The sequence below is a fragment of the Actinoplanes cyaneus genome, from assembly GCF_016862095.1.
GTDB classification, from domain to species: domain Bacteria; phylum Actinomycetota; class Actinomycetes; order Mycobacteriales; family Micromonosporaceae; genus Actinoplanes; species Actinoplanes cyaneus.
The window spans coordinates 210,979-225,798 of sequence record NZ_BOMH01000016.1; the positions used below are offsets into that span (position 1 = coordinate 210,979).

Sequence of the window (14,820 nt, forward strand, 5' to 3'; positions counted from 1 at the left end):
CCTGCCCCGTTTACTCCTTTTTGTGAGGTTGCTGGGAGGCTCGGGTCACAGGCTTCCGGAGAAGGTGCCTACGATGGTTCGGCAGACTGTCTAGGGGAGCGCTGACCCGTGTCGATATTGGAAAAGATCCTCCGTGCCGGCGAAGGCCGCATGGTACGCCGGCTCAAGGCGATCGCGGACGCGGTCAACTCGATCGAGGATGACTACGTCGACCTCACCGATGACGAGCTGCGGGAGTGCACCGAGCAGTTCAAGCAGCGGTATCAGGACGGCGAGTCGCTCGACTCGCTGCTGCCGGAGGCGTTCGCCGTGGCCCGTGAGGGCGCCAAGCGGGTGCTCGGCCAGCGGGCGTACGACGTTCAGCTGATGGGCGGCGCCGCGCTGCACTTCGGCAACATCCCGGAGATGAAGACCGGTGAGGGCAAGACCCTGACCGGTGTGTTCCCCGCCTATCTCAACGCCCTGAGCGGCGAGGGCGTGCACATCATCACCGTCAACGACTACCTGGCCCAGCGTGACGCCGAGTGGGTCGGCCGGGTGCACGTCTTCCTCGGCCTGACCGTCGGCGTGATCCTGCCGAACCGGCCGGCCGCCGAGCACCGCGCCGCCTACCAGTGCGACATCACCTACGGGACGAACAACGAGTTCGGCTTCGACTACCTGCGCGACAACATGGCGTGGTCGAAGGACGAGCTGGTGCAGCGCGGTCACAACTTCGCGATCGTCGACGAGGTGGACTCGATCCTCATCGACGAGGCGCGCACCCCGCTGATCATCTCCGGCCCCGCCGAGCACTCCCAGAGGTGGTACGGGGAGTTCGCCGCCATCGTCAAGCGGCTGGAGAAGGGCAAGGACGGCGCCGGCGACTACGAGGTCGACGAGGCCAAGCGCACCGTCGCGGTCACCGAGCGCGGCGTCGCCAAGGTCGAGGACCGGCTCGGCATCGACAACCTGTACGAGTCGGTGAACACCCCGCTCGTCGGGTACCTGAACAACGCCATCAAGGCCAAGGAGCTGTACCGGCGCGACAAGGACTACATCGTCAGCCCCGAGGGCGAGGTCCTGATCGTCGACGAGTTCACCGGCCGCATCCTGCACGGCCGCCGCTACAACGAGGGCATGCACCAGGCCATCGAGGCGAAGGAGGGGGTGGAGGTCAAGCAGGAGAACCAGACCCTGGCGACCGTCACCCTGCAGAACTACTTCCGGCTCTACAACAAGCTGGGCGGCATGACCGGTACGGCGCAGACCGAGGCCGGCGAGTTCAACAGCGTCTACAAGGTCGGCGTCGTGTCCATCCCGACGCACCGCCCGATGATCCGCCTCGACCGGCCGGACGTCATCTACAAGACCGAGAAGGCCAAGTTCAACGCGGTCATCGAGGACATCGCCGAGCGGCACGCCATCGGCCAGCCCGTCCTGGTCGGCACCGTCTCGGTGGAGAACTCGGAGATTCTCTCCACCCTGCTGCGCCGCCGCGGCATCCCGCACAGCGTGCTGAACGCGAAGTTCCACGCGCAGGAGGCCACGATCATCGCGCAGGCCGGCCGCAAGGGCGCGGTCACGGTCGCCACCAACATGGCCGGCCGTGGCACCGACATCCTGCTCGGCGGCAACCCGGACTTCCTCGCCGCGCAGGAGCTGGCCCAGCGCGGGCTCGACCCGGCGGAGAACCCGGAGGAGTACGCGAAGGCCCTCGAGGAGGTGCTCCCGATCGTCAAGGAGGCCTGCGACGCCGAGCAGGCCGAGGTCCAGGCCGCCGGCGGTCTCTACGTCCTGGGCACCGAGCGGCACGACTCCCGGCGCATCGACAACCAGCTCCGCGGCCGCTCCGGCCGGCAGGGCGACCCGGGCGAGTCCCGGTTCTACCTGTCGCTGCAGGACGACCTGATGAAGCGGTTCCGGGCCGGCGCGGTCGAGGCCGTCATGGAGCGGTTCAACATCCCCGAGGACGTGCCGATCGAGTCCAAGATGGTGACCCGGCAGATCCGCAGCGCGCAGACCCAGATCGAGGCGCAGAACGCCGAGATCCGCAAGAACGTGCTGAAGTACGACGAGGTCATGAACAAGCAGCGCCAGGTCGTCTACGCCGAGCGCAAGCGCGTGCTCGACGGCGAGGACATGCACGACCAGGTCACTCACATGATCGGCGACGTCATCACGGACGTCGTCACGGTTGCCACCTCCGACGGCTACGCGGAGGACTGGGACCTCGAGCAGCTCTGGACCAACCTGCGCCGCCTCTTCCCGGTCACCCTCACCATCGAGGACGTGATCGAGCAGTCCGGCGGCGAGCGCAACTCGATCGACCAGGAGTTCCTGATCGAGCAGCTCAAGCAGGACGCCCAGGCGGCGTACGCGGCCCGTGAGGAGGAGCTCGGCTCCGAGGCGGTCCGTGAGCTGGAGCGGCAGGTGCTGCTCGCGGTGATCGACCGCAAGTGGCGCGAGCACCTCTACGAGATGGACTACCTGCAGGAAGGCATCAGCCTGCGGGCGTACGCGCAGCGCGACCCGGTGGTCGAGTACATGCGCGAGGGCTTCGACATGTTCAACGCGATGATGGAGGGCATCAAGGAGGAGGCGGTCGGCTTCGTCTTCAACCTGGAGGTCCAGGTCGAGGAGCAGCAGCCCGCTCTCACGCTCGACCCGTCACAGGCGTTCGAGCTGCCCAAGGTCGGCGAGGTGCCGGACGACGAGCCGGTCGGGGAACCGCACGAGCACGTCGAGGTGCGCGCCAAGGGGCTCGGCGGCGGCAACCGCCCGCAGAACCTGCAGTACACCGCGCCCGCGATCGACGGTGAGGCCGGCGCCGGCAGCCCGGTGATCAACCAGCAGCCGGAGGTGCCGTCCGCGTTCGTCCCGGGCAGCTCGCCGATCCCGGCCAACCCGGCCCACACCAGCGCCGGCCGTCACGCGGCGAAGGAGTCCGAGTCGAACGGGCCGTCCCGCAACGCGCCGTGCTACTGCGGCTCCGGCAAGAAGTACAAGCGCTGCCACGGCGCCCCCGGCGGCGCCGCCTGATCCCAGGCGTCCGACGACACGGCCCGGGTGCCGGCTTCTTGCCGGCGCCCGGGCCGTTCCCGTGATGGAACCCGGAACGCCCGCCGCCCGTGTCGCTCACCGGGCGCCCCGGGGCCTGCCCTGCCCCTCCGTCCGCCGCCGCTGAGCCGTGCGTGCTGTGCCGCTGTTCAGCCGCGTGTGCGCTGCCGTTGCCGGAGCGTGCGTGCTCTGCCGCTGCTGAGCCGGCGCATGCTCGTCGCTGCCGGACCACGCCTGCTCTGCCGCTCCCGCTCCCGAACTGCCGCTGCGGCGCCTGCTGTGCCGTCCCGCAGCCGCGCGTGGCTTGGGATCGGGGGAGCCGGCGGGTGCTGGTCGCCGGCGGAGCGCGCGCCGGATCAGAGAAGGCGGAGAGTCGTGGCGGCCCACGCCTGGTTGTGCAGCTCGAGTCGCAAGGCCATGGCCCACGTCCGCTCCCCGGTGATCAGGGCGACCGCGACCTCGACCGCACCGGGCCGTGGCTCGCAGAGACGGACCCGGAGCACCGCCACCGGCCCGGGACGCTGATGACGCCGCTCCCCGGGCCGGCGCGGACGTCGCATGTCAGCGACTCGCCGAGCGCCGGCGAGACCCTGCGCGACGACCTCGGCGGCCTCCGCGGGCATCGACAGCCGCCGCAGGTGAGTCGCCGGCCGATGCCCGTTGAGCACCTCGACGCAGATCTGCACGAACCGCTTCACGGCCAGCCGGGCGTCCCCGGAAGCCCCGGCCACCACCACCGGCGCCGCCGTTCCCGGGCCGCTCCCGCATGCCTCACAGGCCGCGCCGTCGCTCCTCTTCCGGCAGCCCGGCCCTCCCCGGCACGCTTTACCGCCCGGGCCGCTCCCGCCCGCGCCGGTCCGGCCCACACCGGTCCCGGCCGCGCGAGTTTCGCCTGCGGCACGCCGGCCCGGCGGAGCGGATCCGTCCCGGGCGAGAACCCCGCTCCGGGAAGGCGACCCACCGTGGCGAGCGCCGCTATCGCGGGAATCCAGCCCGTCGTGCGGGTCCGGCTTGCCGTGGCGAGTCGGCCCGGCGTGGGCCCCGGCCGGCCCGGTCGGCCCGGCGTGGGCCCCGGCCGACCCGGCGGCACCCAGCCCACTGGCCGGATCAGACCCGCCTCGACCACCCACCTCACCGGAAGGTGGCGGCTGCGACCAGTCGAGGGCCAGCTGCTGTGCCGACGACCAGAGCTGAGGCGCCAGCTCGTCGTCGAACGGGGGTTCATACCGCGGGACGGGGCGCAGGCGAATCGCCGTGCGGGACCCGGCAGGCGCGATGTCGGTCGACGACCGCACTTAGACCACCGATCCTTGCGTTTGCCTCCGTTTGCTTGTGACTGCCTCAGTCTGCTCGCGTCCACAAGTGACCGTCAACGCCGGGCCGGATATCCGGGAAGAGGCGCAAAAGCCGCCTTACGGGATCAGTCCGGCTCGCGCTCGGACATCGGGTTCTCCCGGACCCAGACGGCGGTCTCCGCGTACTTCCCCTGGATGTATTCCTCCAGCTTGGCCCGCTCGACCCGCCACTGACCGCGGCCACCGATCTTGATGGCGGGCAGCTCGCCGCTGCGCACCATGTGATAGACCTGCGAGTCCGAGACGTTCAGCTCGGCCGCCACGTCGGACAACAACAGGAATCGGCCCTCCACGCTGGCCCCCACTCTCGTTCGTTACGGCAGCTGCAGTTTGCCACCGTTTACCGTCGACATCATCCCGGGTGACCCCGATCCGGAGACGCCTGGTGGAATGGGCCTCTCCCGGCCCGCCGCGGCGGTGTACTGACCGGGATGTCGAAGCTGGAGGAGAACGTGCCGATCACCGAGCTGATCCGGGTTTACGTGCCGGCCACCGTGCCGATGCTGGCGGCCCTGCGGGCGGAGGGCCGGCTCGGCGACGGGGCGACGGAGGCGCACGCGGTCACCCCCGCGCTCCGCGAGTGGTATGCGGAGGGCGACGAGGAGGAGTTGGAGTACGTGGCCTTCACCCGAGCCGCGCAGGGTGCCCTGGAGCTGCTCCGCCACGACGCCGCCGCTCCTCGCCGCCGCGTGGTCGTCTCCGCTGACGTGCCGGCGGCGGCGCTGGTCCGGGAGGACGTCGAGCTGGGCTCGAGCACCGTCCGGCTGCCCGAGCCGATCCAGTTGGCGCAGGTGGCGAGCATTCACGTGGACGGCGCCGAGGCGGCCGAGGCAGTCGCCGCCGCCGCGGACGTGGTGACCGAGGCGCTGGCCGGCGATCCCGACGCGCAGTTCACCGTCGACGGCGCCGAGGACCACGAGCTGGAGTGGTACGCCGTCTCCGAACTCGACGAGCTGCTCTGACCGGCGGTCCGGAAGACCCGAATCCAAGATCAAGGTCTTCATTGCCCCGGTCCGCCGGGGTACAGACCGTCGCTCCCGCGGGGACCCTTCCGGTCTGAGCAGGGCGCCGGCGCGCCCTGAACGCTCAGCCCGCAAGGGCGACGTCCGTGGCGGGGCGCGGTTACCCCGGAAACCCCTCAGGCCTGCTCCGCGTCCTCCGAGGAGGCAGCGGTCTTCGCCGGGGTCCTGGGCGCGGCCGGTGCTTCACCGGCCGGCTCGGCCGGGGTCTTGGGCTCGATCGGAGCGTCCCCGGCGGCAGCCCGGCTGACCGCCGGCGCCTCCTCGAAGCCGTCCTCGTCCTCGTCGCCGGCCGGCGACAGCGTCCGTCCGACAGCGACCATGGCGGTGAACGCCCCGACGAAGAGCACGATCAGCGCGCTGTTCAGCCTGTTCGTGCTGAGGATCTGCTGCACCGACGTCTCCAGCTCGCTGACCTTGCCGGCCAGGTCGAGCACCTGCGCGCCCGCCGTCCGCGTCAGGACCTCGGAGATCACCGTGAGCAGGCCCGCGCCGCCGCCCGCGACCAGGAAGAACGGCCAGCGCAGGTCGGCTCCGGCTCGGCGGCCGGCGCGCCGCAGCACGACGAAGGCGATCAGGCCGGCGGCGAGACCGCTGAGCACCGACTGCCCGTACGAGAAGTACTGGTTGGCATCGGCGGCGGCCTCGGTGGAGTCGTTGCCGAGCAGGTTCAGCACCGGCCCCTGCACGAAGTTGTCGTTGAGGATCAGGCCGACCAGGAAGACGCCGAGCGCGCCCCACCCGGTGGCCGCGATCACCGGCGGGATGCGCAGGCCGGCGAAGGCCCCGCCGATCGTGGCGGCGGCGGCGACCGTCCCGCCGACCGCGGCGTACATCGTGCCCTCGGTGTTGATCGTGAAGAGGACCAGCGCGCAGAGCACACCGACGAGCAGGCCGGTGGCGGTGCCGACGGCGAACCGGGTGGTGGCGCCGAGCCGGCGGCGCGTGCTGACCAGGGTGATCACGAGCAGGGCGACGGCGGCGCCGGCCACGATGGCCGCCGAGACCGCGCCGGGCAGTGCATACGCCGTCGAGGTGACCTCCATCGCCGCGTCCGCCCAGCTGGTGATCTTGGCGCGGGCCGAGATCAGCATCCCGGCGGCCCAGGCGAGCGCGGCAACCGCCAGGAGGATCGCGGTGAGGCGCGGGACCTCGCGGGTCTCCGGGGCGGACTGAGGCTCGGGGTGGGTCATGGGGCCAGGGTAATAGGCGAACCTGCGGGCCCCTGACCGGCCATCGCCGGAGCGACTGCTCCCACATGCGTTGAATGTCCGAATGTGCATGGCGACTCGCCCAGATTTAGGGCTTTCCTGCCTCGCCCTGCCTGTCTGACCGAATAGGTGCTCCATTTTAGCTGGTCAACTACGTGATGGGGCGCGAAACGCCCGGTCTGGGCGCTCGTTGTCGGACTGTCTGTGCGGGACAGTCGTTTGTGGAGGCGCAAACTGGACGGATCGTGCGAAATCCTGGACGCCGGAGCGACAAAGTGGCAGCTTAGAAGGCATGCCCGACTTCCAGATCAATCCCACGGCTGCCGCCTTGCTCGGCCTGCTTCACGAGGGGCCGATGACCGGCGGACAGCTCATGGCGGCTGCCGAACGCCGCCTCGGGCCCTACTGGTCGATGACGCGGAGCCAGGTTTACCGCGAATTGCCCGTACTGGCCGAAATGGGGTATGTCCGCCTCGGCAAGCCGGGTCCACGTTCCAGTCAGCCCTATGCGATCACCGCCTCCGGGAAGCGCGCCTTCGGGCGCTGGCTCACCGAGTCGCCCGGCCGGGACGCGCTGCGCAACCCGGTCGCGCTGCGAGTCGCTTTCGGTCAGCAACACAGCACCGAGCAGCTGCAGACGCTTTACACCACCGCCAACCAGTACCACTCCGAGGCGTTGGCGATGGCGAAGGAGCAGGCCAAGGAGGCGAAGAAGAACGACGACTCGTACGGCGCGGCCGCGCTGGAGTTCGCCGTCGCCTATCACAAGGCAGCGCTCACCTGGCTCAAGACCGTTCCGTCCGAATGAGTTGAGGACGCCCCGGCCAGTCAGCTGGCCGGGCGGCGTAAACTTGAGTGTCGTGACCGCTGCCGACTTCCCCGAGCAACTCAAAGCACTCGACGCCACCCTCCGCAACATCGAGAATGTCCTGGACGTCGACAAGTTGCGCCGTGACAAGGCGGATCTCGAGGAGCAGGCTTCCGCGCCCGATCTCTGGGACGACCAGGCGCGGGCGCAGGAGGTCAACAGCCGTCTGTCGTACGTCGCCGGGGAGATCTCCAAGCTGGAGCGGCTGCGCGGTCGTCTCGACGACGCCGGCCTGCTGCTGGAGATGGCCGAGGCGGAGAGTGACGCCGGCTCGGTCGAGGAGGTCGGTGCCGAGATCGCCACGCTGACCAAGGCGATCGACGAGATGGAGGTCCGCACCCTCCTCTCCGGGGAGTACGACTCCCGCGAGGCACTGGTCGCCATCCGTGCCGGGGCCGGAGGCGTGGACGCCGCCGACTTCGCCGAGATGCTGATGCGGATGTACCTGCGCTGGGCGGAGCGGCACGGTTACCCCACCGAGGTCTACGAGACGTCGTACGCGGAGGAGGCCGGCCTCAAGTCGGCCACCTTCACGGTCAAGGTTCCTTATGCCTACGGGACGCTGAGCGTCGAGTCGGGCACCCACCGGCTCGTCCGGATCAGCCCGTTCGACAACCAGGGCCGCCGGCAGACCAGCTTCGCCGGTGTCGAGGTGATGCCGGTCGTCGAGCAGACCGACCACATCGACATCCCGGAGAACGAGCTGAAGGTCGACGTCTACCGGTCGTCCGGTCCGGGCGGGCAGAGCGTCAACACGACCGACTCGGCGGTGCGGCTGACGCACATTCCGACCGGCATCGTCGTCACGTGCCAGAACGAGAAGTCACAGCTGCAGAACAAGGCGTCCGCTTTGCGTGTCCTCCAGGCCCGTCTGCTGGAGCGCATCCGCCAGGAGGAGCGGGCCAAGATGGCCGATCTGAAGCACGACACCACCGGTTCGTGGGGCGACCAGATGCGTTCGTACGTCCTGCACCCGTACCAAATGGTGAAGGATCTGCGCACCGAGTACGAGACCGGCAACCCCTCGTCGGTCTTCGACGGCGACGTGGACGGTTTCATCGAGGCGGGTATCCGGTGGCGCAAGCAGAACGAGATCGCCGCCTAGGCGCTCCCGTGACGTTGAGCGACCTTATCTGAACGCTCGGTCAGGTGAGGTCGGCTCAGTTTTGTTGTTGCCGCAGGTGGCGAAGATTCCCGACCCCGGCGGACTTGGCGAATTCGTTACACCGCGTAGACTCCACTCCCGTGATTCAGCTCGAGAACGTGACGAAGACGTATCCGAAGGCGTCTCGGCCGTCGTTGGACAATGTCAACGTCGGGATCGAGAAGGGTGAGTTCGTCTTCTTCATCGGCCCTTCAGGTTCCGGTAAGTCGACGATCATCAAGCTGTTGCTGAAGGAGGTCCAGGCGACGCGCGGCAAGGTTGTCGTGAACGCCAAGGACGTCACTTCGCTACGCTCCTGGAAGGTCCCGCACTTCCGCCGCTCGATCGGTTGCGTCTTCCAGGATTTCCGCCTGCTTCCCAACCGCACCGCGTATGAGAACGTCGCGTTCGCTCTCGAGGTGATCGGCAAGACCAAGGCCGTCGCCCGGCGCGTCGTTCCCGAGGTGCTCGAGCTGGTCGGTCTCGGCGGTAAGGAGCACCGCTACCCCCACGAGCTCTCCGGTGGTGAGCAGCAGCGTGTCGCGGTGGCCCGGGCCTTCGTGAACCGGCCGCTGATCCTGCTCGCCGACGAGCCCACCGGTAACCTCGACCCGGACACGTCGATCGAGATCATGCGACTGCTCGACCGGATCAACCGGACCGGCACGACCGTCGTGATGGTCACGCACGACTCCAACATCGTCAACCAGATGCGTCGCCGGGTCATCGAGATCGAGAGCGGACGGATCGTTCGTGACCAGGCCCGCGGTGTTTACGGCTGAGACCGGCTCCGCCCCCATGTTCAATGCTGAAGCAGTAACACGCGGAGTCCTGGAAGGATCCCCCCGATGCGCGTGAGATACGTCCTCAACGAGGTCCTGGTGGGCCTGTGGCGTAACGTCACCATGACGATCGCCATGATCATCACCATTACGGTCTCGTTGGGCATGCTGGGCGCCAGCGTGCTGATGTACTTGCAGGTCGACCGTATGAAGGACTTCTACTACGGCGAGATCGAGGTCTCGGTCTTCCTCGCGGACAACGTCGAGGATGCACAGGTCCAGGCGCTCAAGCAGCAGATCGACGCGAACCCTCTGGTCAAGTCGGCCACCTACGAGAGCAAGGAAGACGCGCTCAAGCGCTTCCAGGTCCTCTACGCCGACACGCCCGACTTCGTGAGCGCCGTGAACGCCGACAGCCTGCCGCAGTCCTTCCGGGTGAAGCTGAAGAACCCCGAGGACTACGACAAGTTCAACGAGGAGTTCAAGGGCGCCACCGGAGTCCAGCGCATCATCGATCAGAAAGAGCTGCTGGAGAAGGTGTTCAACATCTTCAACTCGGTTCAGCTGATGTCACTGGTGTTCGCGATAGTGATGGCCGCGGCCGCCGTGCTCCTGGTGGGTAACACCATCCAGGTCGCCGCGTACAGCAAACGGCGAGAAGTCGCGGTCATGAAGTTGGTCGGCGCGTCCAACTGGTTCGTCCAGGCCCCGTTCGTCCTCGAGGCGGTGGTGGCCGGCGCGATCGGCGCGATCCTCGGCTTCGTCGGGCTGTTCATCGGCAAGGTCGTCCTGCTGGACAACAAGCTGCAGGCTCTCACCGCGATCCTGACCCCGGTGCCGAACGGCAACGTCTGGCTGATGTTGCCGCTGCTGGTGGGTGTCGGCGCGCTGCTGAGCGCCGCGACCGCATGGATCACGCTCCGGTTCTACCTCAAGGTCTGACCCCGAGAGGGACTTCTGTGCCGAAGGCCGCGACCCGACAGGGTCGCGGCCTTCGGGCGGTTTAGAGGCATCCGGGCGATTAGTCGGAGTACGGTGACTCCGGTGAGGTACCGCCGTCCGAATCCCCTGCTGACCCTCGTCCTCTGCCTGATCAGCGCCGTCGGACCCAGCGTGGCCCTGCCCGTGCCCGCGATGGCCGACCGCGACGACGCCTCCAAGGCGGCCCAGGCCGTACGTCGCGCCGAAGCTCTTCTGGAGAACGCCGGAGCCGCCGCCCGGGCAGCCGCCCGCCGCCTCGCCGTCGCCTCCGCCGCGCTCCCGGCAGCCCAGCACCGGGTGGCAGCGGCCCGCGGCGTCGTCGTCGCCACCCGGGTCCAGGCCGCCACCGCCCGCACCCGCGCGGACGCCGCCCGGCAGGATTACCAGCAGGTCACCGCGGAGTGGACGGCCGCCCAGGAGCGGGTCGCCGGCGCGCGCGACCGGGTCACGCAGATCGCCCGGGAAAGCTACATGGGCAGCGGCTCGATCACCCGCTTCAACCTGCTCGTCTCGGCCACCGGCCCGGCCGACCTGATGGACCGGATGAGCCTGGTCGACACGCTGGTCCGCAACGAGAACGCCGAGGTGCGCCGCCTGATCGGCGCGCGGCGCGAGGCACGTGCCGCACAGGACCGGGCCGGCGCGGCGAAACGCGCCGCCGAGCTCGCCGAGGCCGAGGCGGCCGCGAAACTGCACGCCGCGCAGACCGCGCAGGCCGAGGCGGTCCGCGCCCGGCGCGACGTCTACCAGCTCGTGCTGGCCCGGCGGACGGCGCTGGCCGCGGCGAACGCCCAGCGCGCGACAGTGCTCGTGCAGTACCGGGCGGCGGTCCTGGCCGAGCGGAAGACCCGATCCAGCATGCGCGGCTGGGAGACCCGCTCCGGGTACCGGCGGCAGTATCACGGACGGCTGCTGATGCCCGTACACGGATGGAAGAGCAGCGATTACGGCAACCGTTACGACCCGTACTACCGCGTCTGGCAACTGCACGCCGGAACCGACTTCGCGGCCGGTTCGGGAACGCCCATCCGGGTCGCGGCGCCCGGCCGGGTGATCCAGGCGGGCTGGCGCGGGGGGTACGGCAACTACACCTGCGTCAGCCACGGGCGGGTCATGGGGACGAGCTTCTCCACCTGTTACGGCCACCAGTCCCGGATCTACGTCCATGTCGGGCAGTACGTCCGGCAGGGCCAGATCATCGGACTGGTCGGCAGCACCGGTGCCTCCACCGGCGCGCACCTGCACTTCGAGACCCGTTTCGGTGGCGCGCCCCGGAATCCGCTGAATTATCTGCCGCCCTGCCTTTGTTAGAGTTCACAAGCCGATCAATCAGCAGGGGGTTCCAGGTATGCCACGCGAACAGGGGCGCAAGCTCGTCGCCTCCAACCGCAAGGCGTACCACGACTACGCGATCCTCGACACGTACGAGGCGGGCATGGTCCTGACCGGCACCGAGGTGAAGTCGCTGCGCGCCGGCCGCTCCTCGCTCGTCGACGCGTTCGGCCACGAGAACCACGGCGAGATCTTCCTGCACGGCATGCACATCCCGGAGTACACGCAGGGCACCTGGACCAACCACGAGCCCCGCCGGGTCCGCAAGCTGCTGCTCAAGCGCGACGAGATCGCCAAGATCATGGGCAAGCTGCGGGACGACGGCGTCACGCTGGTCCCGCTCTCGGTCTACTTCCAGAACGGGTATGCGAAGGTCGAGCTCGGCGTCGCCAAGGGCAAGAAGAGTTACGACAAGCGCCAGGACCTGGCCGCCCGGGACGCGAAGAAGGAGATCAACCGTGCCCTGGGCCGCCGTGCCAAGGGCATGGCCTAGGGGTTATCCTGCCCCGCCAGGCTTGTTGATCACTCTGTCCCGGCGGTGACCCCGCGGGGTGAGCCCCAGCTCGACTCTTCCTCGAGGAGACCGGCCCTTGTCTGCCAACTCCAAGCACCGCGATCGTCAGTTCTTCATCGCTCGCGGAGTCTTCGGCCTGGCCGGGGCGATCCTGGTCGCCCTGGTCGTGTTCATCGCCGTGCGTGCCGGTGGCACCGCGTCGGCCGGCGAGTCGCCGACGATCGTGCAGCCCTCGGCCGACCTGCAGGCCGCCGAGTCGACCACGGTCCCGCTGCCGCCGGAGTCCGCGCCGGGCACCACCGCCCCGTCGGTCTCACCGTCGGCCCCGGCTTCCGCGTCGCCCTCGCCGTCCAAGTCGGTCTCCGCCAGCCCCTCGAAGAGTTCGGTCTCCCCGAAACCGTCGAAGTCGTCCGCGAGCCCCAAGCCGTCCGTGACGAAGACCACCCCGCCGCCACCGCCCGTGGACGAGCTGAGCGCCAACTGCTCCACCAACTCCTGGAACAACGGGTTCATCACCACCGTGAGGGTCACCAACAAAGGCTCGCAGGCTCACCGGTTCACGGTGACCGTCTCGTACTCGTCCAGCGCCAAGGTTGTCTCCGGCCCGTGGAGCAACGCCCGGACGACCAACGGCAACGGCGGCGCACTGAGCTTCGAGGGCAACGCGCCACTGGCCGCTGGAAGCAGCACCATGTTCGGTTTCCAGGGCTCAGGCACCAACAACGTGAAGCAGTCCGGGTGCTCGGTGGCGGTTGTCGGAGGGTGAGCTACGATTGTCGGGCTGTACCAATATCCAGGGGGTGACTGGTTTCGACTTCGTACGTGGAGACAGGGGAAGCGAGCCGAGGAAGCCGACGTCGTCTCGAGAATCGGTCGTCGGAAACTTATAAGCGCCAACTCTAAGTTTGACGCTGACCAGTACGCTCTCGCCGCCTGAGGCAAGTAGCGTGGTCTGTCGGTCTGGGAGCGCCTCCGTCCCAGCTGCCGGCATCAGCTAGGAGGCTGGCCAACCGGTCCCGGTCGCGGGGACCGCACGGCGAGATCAATCTGCGACTGGGCCCATCGTCCGGACTTGCTCACGTGAGCCGGAGGGCCGAGTAGGGATGTAGTGAGCTGCGCTCGGAGAAGCCCTGACAAAGCAACGAAGGACCCGGGTTCGATTCCCGGCACCTCCACCAGTGGAGGCTTACTTGACCCCGCGAGAGCGGGCGACGGTTCACCCGCAGCGGCGGCGCCCATGGCGCCGCCGCTGTCGTTTCGGGCCTCGGTGACCAGCGGCAACACGAGGTCCGACATCTTCTCGGCGGCCACATACGGCCCGTTCTTGTCGCTGTCGAAGTAGATCTTCGCGGTCGAGTGCGCGCCGGCCGCGCTGCCCGGCCCGGCGGTATAACTCCCGCGGGTCAGCGAGCAGGCCGAGGAGGTAGAGCATCAGGCGAGCCGTCATCTCCCGAACGGCCGGTCGTCCGGGCCACGGTCGTCGGTGTCGAGCGCGTTAGCGCTCCGGTGTCGCGCAGCATCAGCGCTCGCCTCGGCTGGCAGGTTCCGCTCGCCTCGGCTGGCAGGTTCGACCGGAGGCGCAGGGAGTCGGATCGCTGGGGGACTGGGAGGCACGATCCGACATCACCGGAACGGATGATCTATCCGATTGTGCTAGCGTGTGAACGGATAAGTAATCCGTTTCTGATGGGAGCACAGATGGACGTCTTCCTCACCGGTGCCAGTGGCTATCTCGGCGGTGTGATCACCGAACACCTGCTCGCCGCCGGTCATCACGTCCGTGCGCTGGCACGCTCCGAGCGTGCGGCCGAGCGGGTAACCGCGCTGGGCGCCACGGCGATCGTCGGCGACCTGGCGACTACCGAGGTGCTGCGGGCCGCGGCGGAGCGGGCGGACGCCGTCGTCCACGCCGCCGTCGACTACCAGAACCCGGACATGGCTGCCCTCGAAACGCTCGGGCTTCCCGCGATGCTCGCCGGCGCGCGAGGCAAGCCGTTCGTCTACACCAGCACGGGGCTCGTGTATCCCGACACGGCTGCCGCCGCCACCGAGGAGCTGCCCGTGGACGAGGCCACCGCCGCGCAGCCGTACAAGATCGCGGGCGAGCGGATCGTGCTCGGTGCCGCGGGCGTCGACGGACTGGTGCTGCGGGCGTCGCTCGTGCACGGGCGTGGCGGATCCGGTCTGCTGCAAGGCCTGGCAGCGATGGGGCGTGCCCGCCAAGTGGTTCCCTATGTCGGCGACGGGGACCAGATCTGGTCGGCGGTCCACGTCGACGACCTCGCCGAACTGTTCGTCCACGCCGTCGAGAAGCCGCGCCCGGGTCGAATCTTCAACGCCACCGCCGCAGACACCTTCCGGCTGCGTGACCTGGCCGCGGCAATCGCTGCGACGACCGGCGCGGTCGCCGTTCCGGTCAGCCTGGAACAGGCGACAGCAACGGCTCCGGCACTGGCGGTACTCGCCCGGTCGGTGTGGCTCGACGGATCCCGCGCAGTAGCCGAGTTCGGCTGGCACCCCGAGCGCCCGGTCCTCCTGGAAGACCTGTCGGGAATCTAGATACCCGTTCCTGTCC

13 protein-coding genes and 1 other RNA gene are annotated in these 14,820 nt (G+C 68.9%); 11 read left to right on the forward strand and 3 right to left on the reverse strand.

Annotated elements, in window-relative coordinates; genetic code table 11:
* The first annotated feature begins 108 nt into the window (after positions 1 to 108).
* Entirely contained in the window at positions 109 to 3,021 is a 2,913-nt protein-coding gene (secA, locus tag Acy02nite_RS10805; protein WP_203739812.1) for a preprotein translocase subunit SecA, read from the forward strand.
* A 374-nt stretch (positions 3,022 to 3,395) separates the two neighbouring features.
* On the opposite strand, the gene Acy02nite_RS47600 is transcribed toward secA, so the two are convergent.
* Both Acy02nite_RS47600 and Acy02nite_RS10815 read right to left on the reverse strand, forming a co-directional pair.
* The gene (locus Acy02nite_RS47600) at positions 3,396 to 3,776 is read right to left on the reverse strand and encodes an Rv3235 family protein (protein WP_203739813.1); all 381 of its coding nucleotides are present in this window, start codon (positions 3,774 to 3,776) and stop codon (positions 3,396 to 3,398) included.
* Positions 3,777 to 4,459: 683 nt separating this feature from the next.
* Entirely contained in the window at positions 4,460 to 4,687 is a 228-nt protein-coding gene (locus Acy02nite_RS10815; RefSeq protein ID WP_203739888.1) for a helix-turn-helix domain-containing protein, read from the reverse strand.
* A gap of 138 nt (positions 4,688 to 4,825) precedes the next feature.
* Between Acy02nite_RS10815 and Acy02nite_RS10820 the strand changes: the two genes are divergently transcribed.
* Positions 4,826 to 5,356 carry a DUF6912 family protein gene (locus Acy02nite_RS10820; protein WP_203739814.1) on the forward strand — a complete coding sequence of 177 codons (531 nt, stop codon included), beginning with the start codon at positions 4,826 to 4,828 and terminating at the stop codon, positions 5,354 to 5,356.
* Between the two features lie 176 nt (positions 5,357 to 5,532).
* Here Acy02nite_RS10820 and Acy02nite_RS10825 read toward each other — a convergent pair whose 3' ends face one another.
* Positions 5,533 to 6,606: a hypothetical protein gene (locus Acy02nite_RS10825; RefSeq protein ID WP_203739815.1), complete on the reverse strand. Its 1,074-nt coding sequence runs from the start codon at positions 6,604 to 6,606 to the stop codon at positions 5,533 to 5,535.
* A gap of 310 nt (positions 6,607 to 6,916) precedes the next feature.
* On the opposite strand from Acy02nite_RS10825, the gene Acy02nite_RS10830 reads away from it, so the two are divergent.
* From Acy02nite_RS10830 to Acy02nite_RS10870, 9 genes are all read left to right on the forward strand, one after another.
* Positions 6,917 to 7,432, forward strand: coding sequence for a PadR family transcriptional regulator (locus Acy02nite_RS10830; RefSeq protein ID WP_203739816.1), 516 nt, complete (start codon positions 6,917 to 6,919; stop codon positions 7,430 to 7,432).
* A 52-nt stretch (positions 7,433 to 7,484) separates the two neighbouring features.
* Positions 7,485 to 8,597, forward strand: coding sequence for a peptide chain release factor 2 (gene prfB, locus Acy02nite_RS10835; RefSeq protein WP_203739817.1), 1,113 nt, complete (start codon positions 7,485 to 7,487; stop codon positions 8,595 to 8,597).
* 140 nt (positions 8,598 to 8,737) lie between these two features.
* Positions 8,738 to 9,418, forward strand: coding sequence for a cell division ATP-binding protein FtsE (gene ftsE / locus Acy02nite_RS10840; protein ID WP_203739818.1), 681 nt, complete (start codon positions 8,738 to 8,740; stop codon positions 9,416 to 9,418).
* Positions 9,419 to 9,484: 66 nt separating this feature from the next.
* Positions 9,485 to 10,360: a permease-like cell division protein FtsX gene (gene ftsX, locus Acy02nite_RS10845; protein WP_203739819.1), complete on the forward strand. Its 876-nt coding sequence runs from the start codon at positions 9,485 to 9,487 to the stop codon at positions 10,358 to 10,360.
* Between the two features lie 102 nt (positions 10,361 to 10,462).
* Complete coding sequence (locus tag Acy02nite_RS10850) at positions 10,463 to 11,710, forward strand: M23 family metallopeptidase (protein ID WP_203739820.1); 1,248 nt, start codon at positions 10,463 to 10,465, stop codon at positions 11,708 to 11,710.
* Positions 11,711 to 11,747: 37 nt separating this feature from the next.
* Positions 11,748 to 12,224, forward strand: coding sequence for an SsrA-binding protein SmpB (gene smpB / locus Acy02nite_RS10855; RefSeq protein ID WP_203739821.1), 477 nt, complete (start codon positions 11,748 to 11,750; stop codon positions 12,222 to 12,224).
* Between the two features lie 97 nt (positions 12,225 to 12,321).
* Positions 12,322 to 13,011 (forward strand): cellulose binding domain-containing protein, encoded by a 690-nt coding sequence (locus Acy02nite_RS10860; RefSeq protein ID WP_203739822.1) that lies wholly within the window; start codon positions 12,322 to 12,324, stop codon positions 13,009 to 13,011.
* A 30-nt stretch (positions 13,012 to 13,041) separates the two neighbouring features.
* Positions 13,042 to 13,423, forward strand: a transfer-messenger RNA (tmRNA) gene (gene ssrA, locus Acy02nite_RS10865).
* Positions 13,424 to 13,751: 328 nt separating this feature from the next.
* The gene (locus tag Acy02nite_RS10870) at positions 13,752 to 14,804 is read left to right on the forward strand and encodes an NAD-dependent epimerase/dehydratase family protein (protein WP_203739823.1); all 1,053 of its coding nucleotides are present in this window, start codon (positions 13,752 to 13,754) and stop codon (positions 14,802 to 14,804) included.
* Positions 14,805 to 14,820 lie beyond the last annotated feature (16 nt).

Bases quoted from the DNA above. Each gene is read 5' to 3' on its own strand.
- Acy02nite_RS10820 (WP_203739814.1), top strand. From the start codon at position 4,826: ATGTCGAAGCTGGAGGAGAACGTGCCGATCACCGAGCTGATCCGGGTT.
- Acy02nite_RS10825 (WP_203739815.1), bottom strand. From the start codon at position 6,606: ATGACCCACCCCGAGCCTCAGTCCGCCCCGGAGACCCGCGAGGTCCCG.
- Acy02nite_RS10830 (WP_203739816.1), top strand. From the start codon at position 6,917: ATGCCCGACTTCCAGATCAATCCCACGGCTGCCGCCTTGCTCGGCCTG.
- ftsX (WP_203739819.1), top strand. From the start codon at position 9,485: ATGCGCGTGAGATACGTCCTCAACGAGGTCCTGGTGGGCCTGTGGCGT.
- smpB (WP_203739821.1), top strand. From the start codon at position 11,748: ATGCCACGCGAACAGGGGCGCAAGCTCGTCGCCTCCAACCGCAAGGCG.